Source organism: Bradyrhizobium sp. cir1, from assembly GCF_014198245.1.
Classification (GTDB): Bacteria; Pseudomonadota; Alphaproteobacteria; order Rhizobiales; family Xanthobacteraceae; genus Bradyrhizobium.
In genome coordinates, this window is the sequence record NZ_JACIHE010000016.1 from 53334 (window position 1) to 66617 (window position 13284).

The following is a 13284-nucleotide window of genomic DNA, read 5'->3' on the forward strand; positions in this document are numbered from 1 at the left end:
CATGGGGGCGGAGGTACAATTTGCGGCACCGCCCTCCGCTCCGTCCATAGGCATGGTGCCGAAAAGCGAGGAAAGATTTTGACATACACGCGTGGCGGGTGGGCCTGGGCGTCGAGGCGCTGCAGGCTTCCTCCAATACCGTCAACCCGTGATCAACTCGCGCGTGCGCGCGGCGCCGAAGGGCAGTAACATTGAGGTCGCGTGCGACGAAGATCGCACCGGCAAATGAGGAGGAAGCTATGTCCATCTCGGGCAAGGTCGATCCGGTCGTGCGTCCCGTGGTGGCCACGGATATCGCCGAGGCGCTGGTCGAGGGCCTCCGTGATTTCCAGGCGCTGCCGCTCTACGGGCTTTGCTTCGGCGCGCTCTACGCCGCCGGCGGCATTGTCATCATGCTCTGCCTCACCGCCTTCGGCATGGTCTATCTGGTCTATCCCCTGGCTGCCGGTTTCGCGTTGATCGGCCCGTTCGTGGCGATCGGCCTCTACGAAGTCAGCCGCCGCCGCGAGCGCGGCGAGCCTGTCTCGTTCGGCGCGATCTGGTCGGCGATCCGTTCGCGCAGCGAGATCGGCTGGATGGCGTTCGTCACGCTGTTCGTGTTCGTGATCTGGATGTACCAGGTGCGGCTCCTGATCGCGCTGCTGCTCGGCCTGCATGCGTCGTTCTCGAGCCTCCAGGAATTCATCACGGTGGTGCTGACGACCAACGAGGGCCTGGTGTTTCTCGCCATCGGCAACGCGGTCGGTGCCGTGCTGTCACTGATCCTGTTCTCGCTCACCGTGGTGGCGTTTCCGCTGCTGCTCGATCGCGAGGTCGATTTCGTCACGGCCATGGTGACCAGCGTGCGCGCGGTGGTGACCAGCCCGCTGCCGATGATCGGCTGGGCGGCCGTGATCGTGATGCTGCTGATCGTCTCGGCGCTGCCGTACTTTCTCGGCCTGATCGTGACGCTGCCCGTGCTCGGGCACGCGACATGGCATCTGTATCGGCGTCTGGTGGCGCCGGTGCCTTAATCTCGGCGTCGTCCCGGACAAGCGAGCGAAGCGGAGCGCTGATCCGGGACCCATAATCCCAGGGAGAAGTTGTGGGCGCGAAGTCGTAACCACGAGTCTTCGCCAAACTTCATCCTGTGGCTATGGATCCCGGATCGGCGCGCGCTTGGGGCGCGCTTGTCCGGGATGACGGCGGAGATTGCCACGGTTACGGCGTCTTGATCCCCATCGCCTTCAGCGCATCGAGCATCCGCTGCGGCGGGCCCATTTTCACCACCAGCGGCTTGCCGGTCTCGAGCACGCTCTTGAGGCTGGAGAGGATCGCCGGCCAGCCCTGCCGTCCACCTTCGAGGATATCGTCGCTGAGCCGGCGGTCATGGCCCTCGCTCATGGTGAGACGCACCGCATCGCCGACCTGTTCGATCTCGTAAGTCACCAGCGTCGGGCCGAGCTTCTCGATCAGGTCCGGCCAGTTGACGTTGAAGGTGACGGAGAGCTTTCGGGGCGGGTCGTATGCGAGCACCTCGCCGCTGATGTGCAGCGCGCCGTCAGGCGTGCGCACGATGAACGCGCCGCCGAGCCGCGGCTCGACCTCCACGGCGTTGCCGAAGAAATACTGCTTGCTGAATTCGGCCGTGGTCAGGGCCTCCCACACCTTCTGCGGCGTGGAGGCAATGTAGATGGTGTAGACTGTCAACGGTTTGAACTGATCGAGGTTCATTTTGCGTCGAATCCCCTGTTGAGGGCTGCGCGTGGGATGCCGAGCAGCTTGCCGGTTTCCAGCAGGCTCTTGAGCTGAGACAGGATCGCAGGCCAGCCGTTGGAGACGGCGCCGAGATATTTGCCGCCCTCGACGAAGCCGTCATGCAGCACGGTCAAACGCACGAGCGAGCCAAAGGGTTCGATGGTGAAGACGACGCGCGAGATCGGCTCGCCGCGCAGTTCCTCGAACTTGTGGTGCTTGAAGCTGTAGGACAGCCGCCGCAGCGGATCGGCCTCCAAAATCTCGCCGGAATCGGTGACCTCGCCGTCGAGCAGGAGCGCGAAGGGCGAGCCGACCTTCCAGTCCGATCTGACCTCGGCACCGAACCAATATTGCTTCGTGAACGCGCTCGACGTCAGCGCCTCCCACAGTTTTTCCGGCGTGGTCTCGATATAGCTCACATAGACGAATTGCGGCTTACTCATCGCGCTTCTCCAACTGGCGTTTCAACTCGCCGAGCGCGACGAGCTTGTCGCGTTCGAACTTCCTGATCCAGCGTTCGCCGATCTGATGGATCGGCACCGGGTTGAGGTAGTGCAGCTTCTCGCGGCCATGCCTGATGGTCGTGACCAGATTGGCCTCTTCGAGAATGACAAGGTGTTTTGTGACGGCCTGGCGCGTCATCGCGAGATCCTCGCAGAGCTCATTCAGGGTCTGGCCGTTCCTGGCGTGAAGCCTGTCCAAAAGCGAGCGTCGTGATGCGTCGGCGAGCGCTTTGAAGACCTCATCCATGGCGGTGATAATAGGCAACCAAATGGTTGCATGTCAAGATGGTGTCTTTAGGCGGTAGGATCGACCGTGTTAGCCTTTCATCTCAGCCAACGCAGATTGGTTCCGGGAGGACATTGATGTTCCGTCGCGTCTTGACTGCCGCAGGCCTCGTCCTTTTCGCCTGCAGCACCGCCGCCTACGCCCAGAAGCAGACCATCGGCGCGCCGCCCGAAGCTTCCAACATGAAGCTGGTCGGCACCAACGACCTCCAGGCGCGCAGCGCCTATCAGCCGACCATCCATCATCAGGGCGATCGCTGGATCGCCTATATCGGCCATCACGGCGGCACCGACGATGCGCCCGCGCCGGTCAATCCGATGACGGGGCAGGCGGAGCCCAACGGAACCTCGATCGTCGACGTCACCGATCCCGCGCGTCCAAAGTATCTGCGGCACCTGCCGGGGCAGGAGGGCAAGTACGAATCCGGCGGCGCGCAGATGGTGCGGATCTGTGACGGCAAGACCTTGCCGAAGGGCGATCCGAACGCGGTCTACATGCTGCGCACCTTCGGCAGCGAGGCGCATGAGATCTGGAACGTCACCGACCCTGCCAGCCCCGTGCTTATCGCGCGCATCGCCGGCCTGAAGGACACGCACAAGAGCTGGTGGGAATGCGACACCGGCATCGCCTTTCTGGTCTCGGGTGCGCCGGACTGGCGCACGCGCCGCATGACGCAGGTCTATGACCTCTCCGATCCCGCGCATCCGCAGAAGATCCGCGACTTCGGCCTGCCGGGCCAGGAGCCGGGTTCGACCGGCGCGGTTCCGACCGAGCTGCATGGACCGATCTCGACCGGACCTAACGGCAACCGCGTCTATTTCGGCTACGGCACCAACAAGGGCGGCATTTTGCAGATCGTCGATCGCGAGAAGCTCCTGACCGGGCCGATGGAGCCGACGCCGGACAATCTCCGCTTTCCCGAGATTGCGCGCATGCCGATGTCCGCCTTCAACGGCGCGCATACGACGTTCCCGATGCTCGACATGCCTGTTGCGGAATTCGCCGAGGACAAGGACGGCAAGACGCGCGACATCGTCATGATCGTGGACGAGGCGATCCTCAACGAATGCGGCGAGGCGCGGCAGATGGTGTGGTTCGCCGATGTCACCACCGAGACGCGGCCGATGATGATCTCGAGCTACACCGTGCCGGAGGCGAGCGGGCAGTTCTGCCAGCGCGGCGGCCGGTTCGGCTCGCATTCGTCGAACGAGAGCATGGCGCCGGTCTATTACAAGAAGATGGCCTTCATCGCCTTCTTCAATGCCGGCGTACGCGCGCTCGATATCCGCGATCCCTACCATCCGAAGGAAGTCGGCTATTTCGTTCCGGCGATCACGAGCGCGACTGACAAGCGCTGCATTCCGGTCGAAGGCGGCGAGCGCTGCAAGGTCGCGATCCAGACCAACAATGTCGAGACGGATGATCGCGGCTACATCTACATCGTCGACCGCGCCAATACCGGCCTGCACATTCTCGAACTGACGGGTCCCGCGCGCGCTGTGGCCGGGCTGCCGAGGAACTGACGATGCGGCGCGCGATGGTTGTCGCGGCCGTGATCGCGCTTGGCGCGCTGTCCGGAGCGCGAGCGGATGAGACGGAGCGCGCAGGACGTTGGCAGGAGATCGCCTGGCCGTTTCCCCGCGATGGCTGGCCCGCAGGCCGCGCGTTCCGCTGTATCGCTGATGGATGCGATGGTGCCGAGCTCTACATCCGCGCCAAGCGCGGCTTCTGCAATTGCGACACCGGTGTCGCCGACGACGACGAGGTCGACCGCGTCACCGACCTCGACCTGATCAGTCCGCGCTTTGTCCCCGCAGCGCCGGGTCACCTCATCGGCGTCGCCGCCATGCAGGGCCGTATCAGGCACTACGGCCTCGACATGCCCGACGGCGCCCGCCACGCCGCCACCGGCCTCGCGCTGTCGCGCCGCTGCGATTTGCTCGTCGCAGTGGCGCAAGGCCCGGGCGAGGCGAACGCCGTGCAGAGCGCGGCACTGGCGTTCCTGGAAACGGAGGAGATGAAGCAATGGATGGCGGCTGCGCTCGATGGAAGGTGATGTTGGTGCGCCCGCTTCCGCATTCTCCGCCGCCATCCCCCGCGAAGGCGGGGGATCCAGTATTCCAGAGACGCTCGCGGGGTATGACAGCGCTGGTTGGCGCGCGCCCCGCGTTCATCTTACTTCCGTTCCCGCCTCCGTCATGCATTAATACCCCCAATCCGTCCTCAGCCGAGTCTTCCTCATGATGTCCATGCAAGCCTATCTCGCCTTCGTCGCCGCCTGCATTGCGCTGGCGTTGCTGCCGGGTCCGATCGTCACCCTGGTCATCGCCAATGGCCTGCGCCATGGCACGCGTGCGGCGCTGACCAACGTTGCCGGCGCGCAAGCGGGCCTCGCCATCGTCATCGGCATCGTCGCGATCGGCCTGACCTCGCTGATGGCGACCATGGGCTACTGGTTCGACTGGGTGCGCTTTGCCGGCGCGGCCTATCTGGTCTGGCTCGGCATCAGGCTGATCTGGGCGCCGGTCGAGGGCGTCGATCTCGATGCACCGCCTCCGCCGCCGCGCGGCGGGTTTTTCCTGCAAGGCTTCCTGGTGCTGCTGTCGAATCCGAAAGTGCTGGTGTTCTTCGGCGCCTTCATCCCGCAGTTCATGGACATGAGCCAGCCGCACTTTCCGCAAGTCGCGCTGCTGGGCGCCACCTTCATGGTCACCGCCGTGATGACGGATGCGCTCTACGCCATCGCAGCGGGCCGCGCCCGAAAATTCTTCTCGGCCCGCCGCACGCGGCTGATGTCGCGCATCTCCGGCGGCTTCATGATCGGCGGCGGTATCTGGCTGGCGCTGACAAGGGCCAAATGAGCTGACACCGGTTGAACCTCTGGCGGTGGCGGTGCGTCCAAGGAAGCATTGCCGCTGACCAGGGATTTTGACCGTGCCGAATTTGCCTCCGCTCGTTTACGCGATGCTGATTGCGCCGCTCGCGCTCATCCTGATTGCCGCCATCGTCAAGACCTGGCAGGCGCGCGAGGCGCGGAGCTGGCCGCAAGCCGCGGGCAAGGTCGTCACCTCGGTCGCCGAGGTGCGCGACGTCAAGGTGTCCGATGACGAGCGCGAGGATGGCTATCGCACCGAGAGCCGCAACTTCGCCAACGTCACCTACGAATATTCGGTCGGCGGTCGCAAGCTGCGCGGTAACCGCATCTCGATCGGCGAGGACCTCGGCAATTTCCAGGTCGCCGAGAAGCTGGCGAAATATCCGGCCGGCAGCATCGTCACTGTCTACTACAATCCGCGCCATCCGGATCAGGCCGTGCTGGAGCGCGATCTGCCCAAGGGGCTATGGGGCTGCCTCGGCATCGGCTCGGCGATCGTGATCGCCATCATCTTCGGCTCGGTGTTCGGCCTCAACCAGAGCTACCAATATCTCGCCCATCACATTGGCCGGCCCGATCTTGCGGGCCTCGTCGTCGCCTTCGGTGCGTTCGGCCTCGTCATTGCGCTGATGGCGTGGGCCGTGCAGCGGCAGGCGTCGATGGCGACGCGCTGGCCGGTCGTGCCGGGCTCGATCAAGCTGTCGGGCATCGAGGAGTATCACGAGGCCAGCGAGCCCGGCGAGGCGCGTGGCCTCGAGATGTTCGGCAAGCGCGTGACCTACACCTATCGCTATCAGAACATCAGCTACACCAATGAATGCGCGCGCGTCGCGGCGGAAACGCCTGCTGCCTCCGACGAGATGCTGAAGAAGCTGATTTCGCGCTACCAGGACGGCGCGACCGTCGAGGTCCGCGTCAATCCCGACAACCCGGCCGAAGCCACGTTAGATGCCCGCGGCGATGGCCGCATGGCCTACGTGCTGTGGGGCATCGCCGCGATCTTCGCCGCGCTGGCGCTGTTCGTCGCAACGCGCGGCGGTTGACCTTCACCTCGCCCCGCTTGCGGGGAGAGGTCGAATTCGAGCGTAGCTCGAATTCGGGTGAGGGGGACTCTCCACGAATCCAACTGTCACCGTCTCCGCGGAGACTCCCCCTCACCCCAACCCTCTCAGCGCGAGCGAGGCTCGTCGCGGCCCCGCAAGCGGGGCGAGGGAGCGCACCGTCGGCCTGGCTGGCTACACCAACAGCGCCGCCCGCAGCTCCACCTCGATCTCCGCAAAGACCCTTGCCAGCCGCTCGGCCCATTGCTGCTGGCCGGACTGGTCCGCGATCAGGTCCTGGCGGATCTCGATGCCGGTGTTGACGAGGCCACGGGCTTCGCCGTGGACGGGGATGGTGTAGTCGGTGAGGTCGCTCACGGCATAGGGCTCGTTGTTGCCGACGACGAGATCCCCCTGGCTGCGAAGATGTTTCACCAAGAGCTGCGGCAGCACGGTGTCGCGATTGTACAGCGCGCCGATGTGCCAGGGCCGCGCGACGCCGGCATAAACCGGCGTGAAGCTGTGCAGCGACACCAGCACCGTCGGCCGCTTGTCGTGCAGGCGCCGGCCGATCGTGGCGTCGATACGATGATGATAGGGCTCGAAGATCTCGCGCCGGCGCGCGGCGCGCTCGGCGTCGGAGATTGCCTCGTTGCGTGGGATCGTGGTCGCCTCTGATATCACGGGGATCGAGCTTGCCGCGCCGGGAGGACGGTTGCAGTCGATCACGAGCCGCGAATAGCGCTGCGCGATCAGGTGCGCATCGAGCATCTCGGCGAGGCGCTCGGCGACGCCGGCAATGCCGATGTCCCAGCCGATGTGCCTGACAAGCTCGCTCTCGGGGATGCCGAGATCGCCGAGCGCGCGCGGCAATACGCGTCCGTGGTGATCCGAGGTGAGCAGGAAGGGCGATGTGCCTTCTGCATTCACCTCATGCACTGGCGGAATGTCACCCTCGCTGAGCAGTTGATCGGCCGCGCCGGCTGTGTCTAAAGCCATCCAGATTGCCTATGGAAAAAGCAGTCACCCCGAAAATTGGGCAGGAATCGGTATAGATTGGTCCGCCCAAAATCACCATGATTGCCGGACGATGCCGCTGCTCACGATTCATCACAAGACCGAATATCGCTACAACCGCCCCGTGGCGTTCGGCGAACACCGCATCATGCTGCGTCCGCGCGACGGGCATGATCTGCGCGTGCTCGATTCCAGGCTCGAGATCTCGCCCGAGCCGATGTCGCTGCGCTGGATCCACGATGTGTTCGGCAACTCGGTCGCGATCGCGAGTTTCGACGAGCGCGCGGACCATCTGACCTTCGACTGGCATGTCACGGTCGAGCACAATCCGGTCGACGAGTTCGCGCTGACCGCGGACGATGCCGCCTATTTCTATCCGTTCGTCTATGACGACGAAGAGTTCGCCGATCTCGTCCAGTACATCACGCCGCAATATGCCGATCCCGACGGCGAGATCGCGGAATGGGCGCGCGGCTTCCTCGACGAGGAGGCGCCGACGCCGACCTTCAAGATCCTGAGCGGCATCACGCATGCGATCCGCAAGCAGTTCAACTATCGCAAGCGTCACGAGCCCGGCACCCAGCATCCGCTCGACACCTTGCAGTCGGGTACCGGAACCTGCCGGGACTATGCGCTGTTCATGATCGAGGCGCTGCGCCAGCTCGGCATCGCCGCGCGCTTCGTCTCCGGCTATATCTTCGTCCCCGAGGACATCGCGCAGCGCCACGTCGGCGGCGGCTCGACCCATGCCTGGGTGCAGGTCTATCTGCCGAGCGCCGGATGGATCGAGTTCGATCCGACCAACGGCATTGTCGGGACTCGCGATCTCATCCGCGTCGCGGTCGCCCGCGACCCGCGCCAGGCGATCCCGCTGCACGGCGTCTATATCGGCTCCGAAGAGGCCTTCGATGTCATGGAAGTGAACATCAAGGTGGTCTCGGACGACCAGGACAGCGACGCAGAGATGGAGACAGAGGTTTCGTAGATGGAGATCAGGGTCGGCTTCGAGATCACCTACGCGGCGGTGCAGCCGACACCGATGGTGATCATGCTGAACATCCACCTGTCGCGACAGGCCGACATCATCGGCCGGGAGACGGTGGTCGCCGAGCCCGACGTTCCGATCCGCTTCTATCACGACGTCTTCGGCAATGTGTGCGGCCGCCTCATGGCACCGGCCGGTGGCGTGACGCTGAAGGGCAGCGCGCTGGTGCGCGACAGCGGCCTGCCCGACGAGGTGATGCCGGCCGCGCAGCAGATCCCGATCGAGCAATTGCCGAACGAGCTGCTGCTCTATCTGATGCCGAGCCGCTATTGCGAGACCGACAAGCTCACCGACATCGCCTGGTCGCTGTTCGGCAAGACCGAGCCGGGCTGGCAGCGCGTCTCTGCCATCACCGCGTTCGTGCATCAGCATGTCACCTTCGGCTATGAGCACGCCCATCACATGAAGTCGGCGCACGACGTCTACGAGCAGAAGACCGGCGTCTGCCGCGACTTCGCGCATCTGGCCGTCGCGCTCTGCCGCTGCATGGGCATCCCCGCGCGCTACTGCACCGGCTACATGGGCGACATCGGCATCCCGCCCGAGCCGTTCCCGATGGATTTCTCCGGCTGGTTTCAGGTCTGGCTCTCGGGCCGATGGTTCACCTTCGACGCCCGCCACAACACCCCGCGCATCGGCCGCATCCTGATGGCAACGGGGCGCGACGCTGCCGACGTCGCGCTGTCGACGAGCTTTGGCCGGATGGAGCTGAAGAAGTTCGAGGTGGTGAGCGAGGAGGTGGTCGGCGCGGCTGTGGTGAAGGCGGGGTCAGGCGGCGCAACGCGTTTGTGATGAAGTTGGGCGCAATACCTCCTCATCGTCGTCCTGGCGAAAGCCAGGACCCATTACCCCGACTGTTAGTGTGGCGCGACGCTGTCGCCATCAGGTTGCCCATTCCCGCATTCGGTGGTTATGGGTCCTGGCTTTCGCCAGGACGACGGCGTGCTTGTAGCGCTGTCGCTCCGTATCAATCGCAGCTATAGACCCCCCATGACCTCCAACCGTCTCTTCGTCTACGGCACCCTGATGCGCGGCTTCGATCATCCGATGGCGCGGCTGCTTTCGCAGCACGCGGACTTCGTCGGTGAAGCGACCTGCCGCGGCCGGCTGTTCCTCATCAAGCATTATCCGGGATTGCTGCTGTCGGACGCTGCGTCCGACCTCGTCCATGGCGAGCTCTTCCAGCTGCGCGTCGCCGACGAGCTGCTGCGCGAGCTCGACATGTATGAAGCCTGCGGCGAAGGCTTTCCCGAGCCGACCGAATATCTGCGCGAGCTGATCGACGTGACGCTGCCGGACGGCACATCCGGAAAGGCCTGGACCTATGTCTACAACTGGCCCGTCACCGATCTGCCCCGCATCGAGTCGGGGCGCTTCCTCGACCACTGATCGCGGATGCTTCACCTCTTCCCGCTTGCGGGGAGAGGTCGGATTGCATCGCAGATGCAATCCGGGTGAGGGGGTACAGGTCTCTCGATGATCTCGCGCATGGAGAGAAGCCCCTCACCCCACCCTCTCCCCGTAAGAACGGGGCGAGGGAGCGGACCGTCATTGTGGCCCGCGATTCGTCCCACTAAGCCGACAGCACTTCCTTCACCACGCGCACGTCGACCTCGCGCTCGACATAGCTCCATTCCTCGGTCTGCCTGAGCATTGCCACCAGCTCCTCGAATAGCGAGGCATCGGCGGGGGCGAATTCGAACCAGGTCAGGAAGTCGAAGGGCTCGCCGAGGTCGCGGCAGTGATAGAGCTGGCGCGCGATCGCCGGCAGGAAACGAAGACTGCTGGCGATGTGGTGCGACCGGTCCTCGAAGATCTTGCGACGCTCTTCCTGCGCCAGGTCCCACCAGGCCTGCGACTTGCGGATCGGGATCAGCGCGGCGCTGGTGGCCTCCACCCGGCCGAGTACGGCCTGCACCGCGCCGAGCTGCTCCTTCTCGGGCCGCTCGGTGTAGCGCAAGCTGCTGGCAACGCCGACCAGCCGCCAGGCATTGCGCGAGGGCACCAGCGGCAACGAGACCGCGTCGCTGTCAGTCACCGACAGCGCCGGCATGAACGGCAGGGGCTCGCCCGTCACCGCTGAAATCGAGGTGACGCGCCAGCCCCCGCTGTGGCCGCCTCGAAAGGTCCTGAACATGGGGGTATGGAAGCGTGGAACCGGGCGCGGTTCAAGCCTTTCCGCTGTCATTTCGGGATGTTGGTGCCGTCATCCTGAGGCGCTCCCATACGGCGCGCCGCGCCGCATGGGAGCCTCGAAGGATGAATCGGCCCGGATGCAGCCGGGCCGTCGCTCTTCGAGGGCCGCTGAAGAAGCGGCCACCTCAGGGTTACGGTGAGAGGCCCTGTGCATAGGTCGAATAACCCGGATAAGCCCGACAAACCTGGCCTTTGGCGACCCCGCACCTATATCCCTGATCCTTCGCCCGACTCACCCCGGTTCGCGCTACACAGATCCCATGCGCTTCACGCCCCAATTCCTCGACGAGCTTCGTGCCCGGCTTTCGGTCTCCGAGGTCGTGGGCAAGCGCGTCAAGCTGAAGAAGGCGGGGCGGGAGTGGAAGGGGCTGTCGCCGTTCCAGCAGGAGAAGACGCCGTCCTTCTACGTCAACGACCAGAAGGGTTTTTACCACGACTTCTCCTCCGGCAAGCACGGCGACATCATCACCTTCGTGATGGAGACCGACGGCCTGCCGTTCGCAGAGGCCGTCGAGCGATTGGCGGGCATGGCGGGCCTGCCGCTGCCGGCGGTGACGCCGGATGCGGCGCGGCAGGAGCAGCGGCGGCGCTCGCTGCATGACGTCATGGATCTCGCCGCCAAGTTTTTCGCGGAGACGCTGGCCTCGCGCCTGGGCGCGAAAGCGCGCGGCTATCTCGCCGACCGCGCCATCTCGCCGGCGACGCAATTGCAGTTCCGCCTCGGCTACGCCCCGCCCGATCGCTTCGCGCTGAAGGAGCATCTCGGCAAGCTCGGAATCTCCGTCGACGACATGGTCGAGACCGGGCTGCTCGTCGCCGGCAACGACATTCCCGTTCCTTACGACCGCTTCCGCGACCGCGTGATGTTTCCGATCACGGACTTGCGCGGCCGCGTCATCGCCTTCGGCGGGCGCGCGCTGGAGAAGGACGTTCCGGCAAAATATCTGAACTCGCCGGAGACGCCGCTCTTCCACAAGGGCGACAATCTCTACAACCACCAGACCGCGCGTAAAGCCACCCATGACGGCGCATCGCTGATCGTGGTCGAAGGCTATGTCGACGTCATCGCCATGGTCACCGCGGGCTTTGCCGGCAGCGTCGCGCCGCTCGGCACGGCGCTGACCGAAAGCCAGCTCGCGCTGCTCTGGAAGATGGCGGACGAACCGATCCTCTGCTTCGACGGCGACCGCGCCGGACAGAAGGCGGCGTATCGCGCCGCCGATCTCGCGCTGCCTTTCCTCGCGCCCGGAAAGAGTCTTCGTTTTGCGCTGCTGCCGGAAGGGCAGGACCCCGACGATCTCGTGCGCTCCGGTGGCCGCGGCGCGATCGAGGAGGTGATCGCGGCGGCGCGTCCGCTCGCCGACATGATCTGGTCGCGCGAGCTCGAAGGCGGCAACTTCGCCACGCCCGAGCGCCGCGCCGCGCTGGAGGCGCGCATCAAGGAGCTCACGAACGGCATCCGCGACGAGGTGGTGCGGCGCTATTACCGCGACGAATTCGTCGAGCGGCTGCAGCGCACCTTCGCTCCCGAAGGCGGGCGCGGCGGCTTTGGCGGCCGCGGCAATTTTCGCCCCGGCGGCGGCCGGCCGTTCCAGCCCCGCGGGGGGCAGGCGAATCGATTCGGGGCCCAAGGATTCGGTGGAGGATTTGGCGGCGGCCGCCGCGGCCCGCCGGGACCGACCCTGCTGCCCTCCGGCCCCTACCAGGCGGCGAGTCCCCAGCTCGCGGCCAGCCCGATCATGAAGGGCCAGCGCAGCGCCATTTCCCGCCGGGAGGCCCTGATCCTGCAAATCCTGATCAACCACCCCTGGCTGCTGCACGACCACCTCGAGGAGGTCGCGGCCCTGGAGCTGGCGCATTCCGAGGCCCACAAGCTCCGGGCCGGCGTTATCGCCGCCTTCGCCAACGATCATCATCATTCTCCGGACCCCGAGGAGCAGGCCGAGAAGATGCGCTCCGACCTCGAGAAAAGCGGATTTACCCCGTTACTTCAAAGGGTTGAGCGGGCGATCACCACCGCAGCGGTGTGGGGCGCCCGCGAGGGGGCGGCGCGGGACGACGTTCTTGCCACCTGGCATCAGCTGGTTGCCTTGCATCGGCAATGGCATTCACTACTTAGAGAGCTGAAAGACGCCGAGCTGGCCTTGGGGGAGGACCCCAGCGAGGCCAATTTGGCATGGCTGCGTGACGTCAAGGCTCGGATAGGAGAAGTCGACGGTACCGAGGCCCTGATCGAGGGTTTTGGCGAGCTGTCGGGTCGGTTCCAGAAGAGCGTGTGATGAAAGAATCATGCGGACGGCCGGGGCCGCAACCGCTAAAAGACTCGCCAAATCCAAGGTTTGGCGGCAAAAACAGGGTTAATCGAGGCTTAACGGTCTTGTAGCACTTTGGCCCAGAGGCGGCCGCAGGCAGAACAGACGCGTCAGGAATGAATCCGCGCATTAGCTGTTGGCACTGCACCTGCATCCGCCGCGACAAAGAGGCTCACGAAGCGTTAGGCAAATCCGGCGAGAGAGAGTTGGGGGTGGCGAGAGACATGCGCGCCGCCCTTTCCGTGTCGAGAGCTGCCGAAGCGAGAGCGTCGA

The 13284-nt window shown here is 64.9% G+C and carries 14 protein-coding genes; 9 read left to right on the forward strand and 5 right to left on the reverse strand.

Annotated elements, in window-relative coordinates:
* Window positions 1-239 precede the first annotated feature (239 nt).
* A complete protein-coding gene (locus GGD63_RS27370; protein WP_183246406.1) occupies window positions 240-1013 on the forward strand; it encodes a DUF2189 domain-containing protein in 774 nt (257 codons plus the stop codon).
* A 187-nt stretch (window positions 1014-1200) separates the two neighbouring features.
* Here the strand turns inward: GGD63_RS27370 and GGD63_RS27375 are convergent, their stop codons facing one another.
* From GGD63_RS27375 to GGD63_RS27385, 3 genes are read right to left on the reverse strand one after another with little or no spacing between them, the layout of a single operon-like run.
* Window positions 1201-1713 carry an SRPBCC family protein gene (locus GGD63_RS27375; RefSeq protein ID WP_183246408.1) on the reverse strand — a complete coding sequence of 171 codons (513 nt, stop codon included), beginning with the start codon at window positions 1711-1713 and terminating at the stop codon, window positions 1201-1203.
* Window positions 1710-2180 carry an SRPBCC family protein gene (locus GGD63_RS27380; protein WP_183246410.1) on the reverse strand — a complete coding sequence of 157 codons (471 nt, stop codon included), beginning with the start codon at window positions 2178-2180 and terminating at the stop codon, window positions 1710-1712. The genes GGD63_RS27375 and GGD63_RS27380 overlap by 4 nt, the downstream gene beginning before the upstream one ends.
* Entirely contained in the window at window positions 2173-2487 is a 315-nt protein-coding gene (locus GGD63_RS27385) for a helix-turn-helix transcriptional regulator (RefSeq protein WP_183246412.1), read from the reverse strand. Before GGD63_RS27385 ends, GGD63_RS27380 begins: the two co-directional genes overlap by 8 nt.
* 116 nt (window positions 2488-2603) lie before the next feature.
* Between GGD63_RS27385 and GGD63_RS27390 the strand changes: the two genes are divergently transcribed.
* The 4 genes from GGD63_RS27390 to GGD63_RS27405 all read left to right on the forward strand — a co-directional run bounded on the left by GGD63_RS27390 (window position 2604) and on the right by GGD63_RS27405 (window position 6444).
* Window positions 2604-4049 carry an LVIVD repeat-containing protein gene (locus GGD63_RS27390; RefSeq protein WP_183246415.1) on the forward strand — a complete coding sequence of 482 codons (1446 nt, stop codon included), beginning with the start codon at window positions 2604-2606 and terminating at the stop codon, window positions 4047-4049.
* Between the two features lie 2 nt (window positions 4050-4051).
* Window positions 4052-4582 (forward strand): hypothetical protein, encoded by a 531-nt coding sequence (locus GGD63_RS27395; protein WP_183246417.1) that lies wholly within the window; start codon window positions 4052-4054, stop codon window positions 4580-4582.
* A 184-nt stretch (window positions 4583-4766) separates the two neighbouring features.
* The gene (locus GGD63_RS27400) at window positions 4767-5387 is read left to right on the forward strand and encodes a LysE family translocator (RefSeq protein WP_183246419.1); all 621 of its coding nucleotides are present in this window, start codon (window positions 4767-4769) and stop codon (window positions 5385-5387) included.
* Window positions 5388-5460: 73 nt separating this feature from the next.
* On the forward strand, window positions 5461-6444 hold the full coding sequence (locus tag GGD63_RS27405) for a DUF3592 domain-containing protein (protein ID WP_183246421.1): 984 nt from the start codon (window positions 5461-5463) through the stop codon (window positions 6442-6444).
* A gap of 192 nt (window positions 6445-6636) precedes the next feature.
* Here GGD63_RS27405 and GGD63_RS27410 read toward each other — a convergent pair whose 3' ends face one another.
* On the reverse strand, window positions 6637-7440 hold the full coding sequence (locus GGD63_RS27410) for an N-formylglutamate amidohydrolase (protein WP_183246423.1): 804 nt from the start codon (window positions 7438-7440) through the stop codon (window positions 6637-6639).
* Between the two features lie 91 nt (window positions 7441-7531).
* Here GGD63_RS27410 and GGD63_RS27415 point away from each other — a divergent pair, with 91 nt between their 5' ends.
* The 3 genes from GGD63_RS27415 to GGD63_RS27425 all read left to right on the forward strand — a co-directional run bounded on the left by GGD63_RS27415 (window position 7532) and on the right by GGD63_RS27425 (window position 9892).
* Window positions 7532-8443 (forward strand): transglutaminase family protein, encoded by a 912-nt coding sequence (locus GGD63_RS27415; RefSeq protein WP_183246425.1) that lies wholly within the window; start codon window positions 7532-7534, stop codon window positions 8441-8443.
* A complete protein-coding gene (locus GGD63_RS27420; RefSeq protein WP_183246427.1) occupies window positions 8444-9295 on the forward strand; it encodes a transglutaminase family protein in 852 nt (283 codons plus the stop codon).
* 198 nt (window positions 9296-9493) lie between these two features.
* A complete protein-coding gene (locus tag GGD63_RS27425) occupies window positions 9494-9892 on the forward strand; it encodes a gamma-glutamylcyclotransferase (protein WP_183246428.1) in 399 nt (132 codons plus the stop codon).
* Between the two features lie 184 nt (window positions 9893-10076).
* Here the strand turns inward: GGD63_RS27425 and GGD63_RS27430 are convergent, their stop codons facing one another.
* On the reverse strand, window positions 10077-10640 hold the full coding sequence (locus tag GGD63_RS27430; RefSeq protein ID WP_183246430.1) for a chlorite dismutase family protein: 564 nt from the start codon (window positions 10638-10640) through the stop codon (window positions 10077-10079).
* A 319-nt stretch (window positions 10641-10959) separates the two neighbouring features.
* On the opposite strand from GGD63_RS27430, the gene dnaG reads away from it, so the two are divergent.
* Window positions 10960-12978 (forward strand): DNA primase, encoded by a 2019-nt coding sequence (gene dnaG / locus GGD63_RS27435; RefSeq protein ID WP_183246433.1) that lies wholly within the window; start codon window positions 10960-10962, stop codon window positions 12976-12978.
* Window positions 12979-13284 lie beyond the last annotated feature (306 nt).

Bases quoted from the DNA above. Each gene is read 5' to 3' on its own strand.
- GGD63_RS27370 (WP_183246406.1), top strand. From the start codon at position 240: ATGTCCATCTCGGGCAAGGTCGATCCGGTCGTGCGTCCCGTGGTGGCC.
- GGD63_RS27375 (WP_183246408.1), bottom strand. From the start codon at position 1,713: ATGAACCTCGATCAGTTCAAACCGTTGACAGTCTACACCATCTACATT.
- GGD63_RS27380 (WP_183246410.1), bottom strand. From the start codon at position 2,180: ATGAGTAAGCCGCAATTCGTCTATGTGAGCTATATCGAGACCACGCCG.
- GGD63_RS27385 (WP_183246412.1), bottom strand. From the start codon at position 2,487: ATGGATGAGGTCTTCAAAGCGCTCGCCGACGCATCACGACGCTCGCTT.
- GGD63_RS27390 (WP_183246415.1), top strand. From the start codon at position 2,604: ATGTTCCGTCGCGTCTTGACTGCCGCAGGCCTCGTCCTTTTCGCCTGC.
- GGD63_RS27395 (WP_183246417.1), top strand. From the start codon at position 4,052: ATGCGGCGCGCGATGGTTGTCGCGGCCGTGATCGCGCTTGGCGCGCTG.
- GGD63_RS27400 (WP_183246419.1), top strand. From the start codon at position 4,767: ATGATGTCCATGCAAGCCTATCTCGCCTTCGTCGCCGCCTGCATTGCG.
- GGD63_RS27410 (WP_183246423.1), bottom strand. From the start codon at position 7,440: ATGGCTTTAGACACAGCCGGCGCGGCCGATCAACTGCTCAGCGAGGGT.
- GGD63_RS27415 (WP_183246425.1), top strand. From the start codon at position 7,532: ATGCCGCTGCTCACGATTCATCACAAGACCGAATATCGCTACAACCGC.
- GGD63_RS27420 (WP_183246427.1), top strand. From the start codon at position 8,444: ATGGAGATCAGGGTCGGCTTCGAGATCACCTACGCGGCGGTGCAGCCG.
- GGD63_RS27425 (WP_183246428.1), top strand. From the start codon at position 9,494: ATGACCTCCAACCGTCTCTTCGTCTACGGCACCCTGATGCGCGGCTTC.
- GGD63_RS27430 (WP_183246430.1), bottom strand. From the start codon at position 10,640: ATGTTCAGGACCTTTCGAGGCGGCCACAGCGGGGGCTGGCGCGTCACC.
- dnaG (WP_183246433.1), top strand. From the start codon at position 10,960: ATGCGCTTCACGCCCCAATTCCTCGACGAGCTTCGTGCCCGGCTTTCG.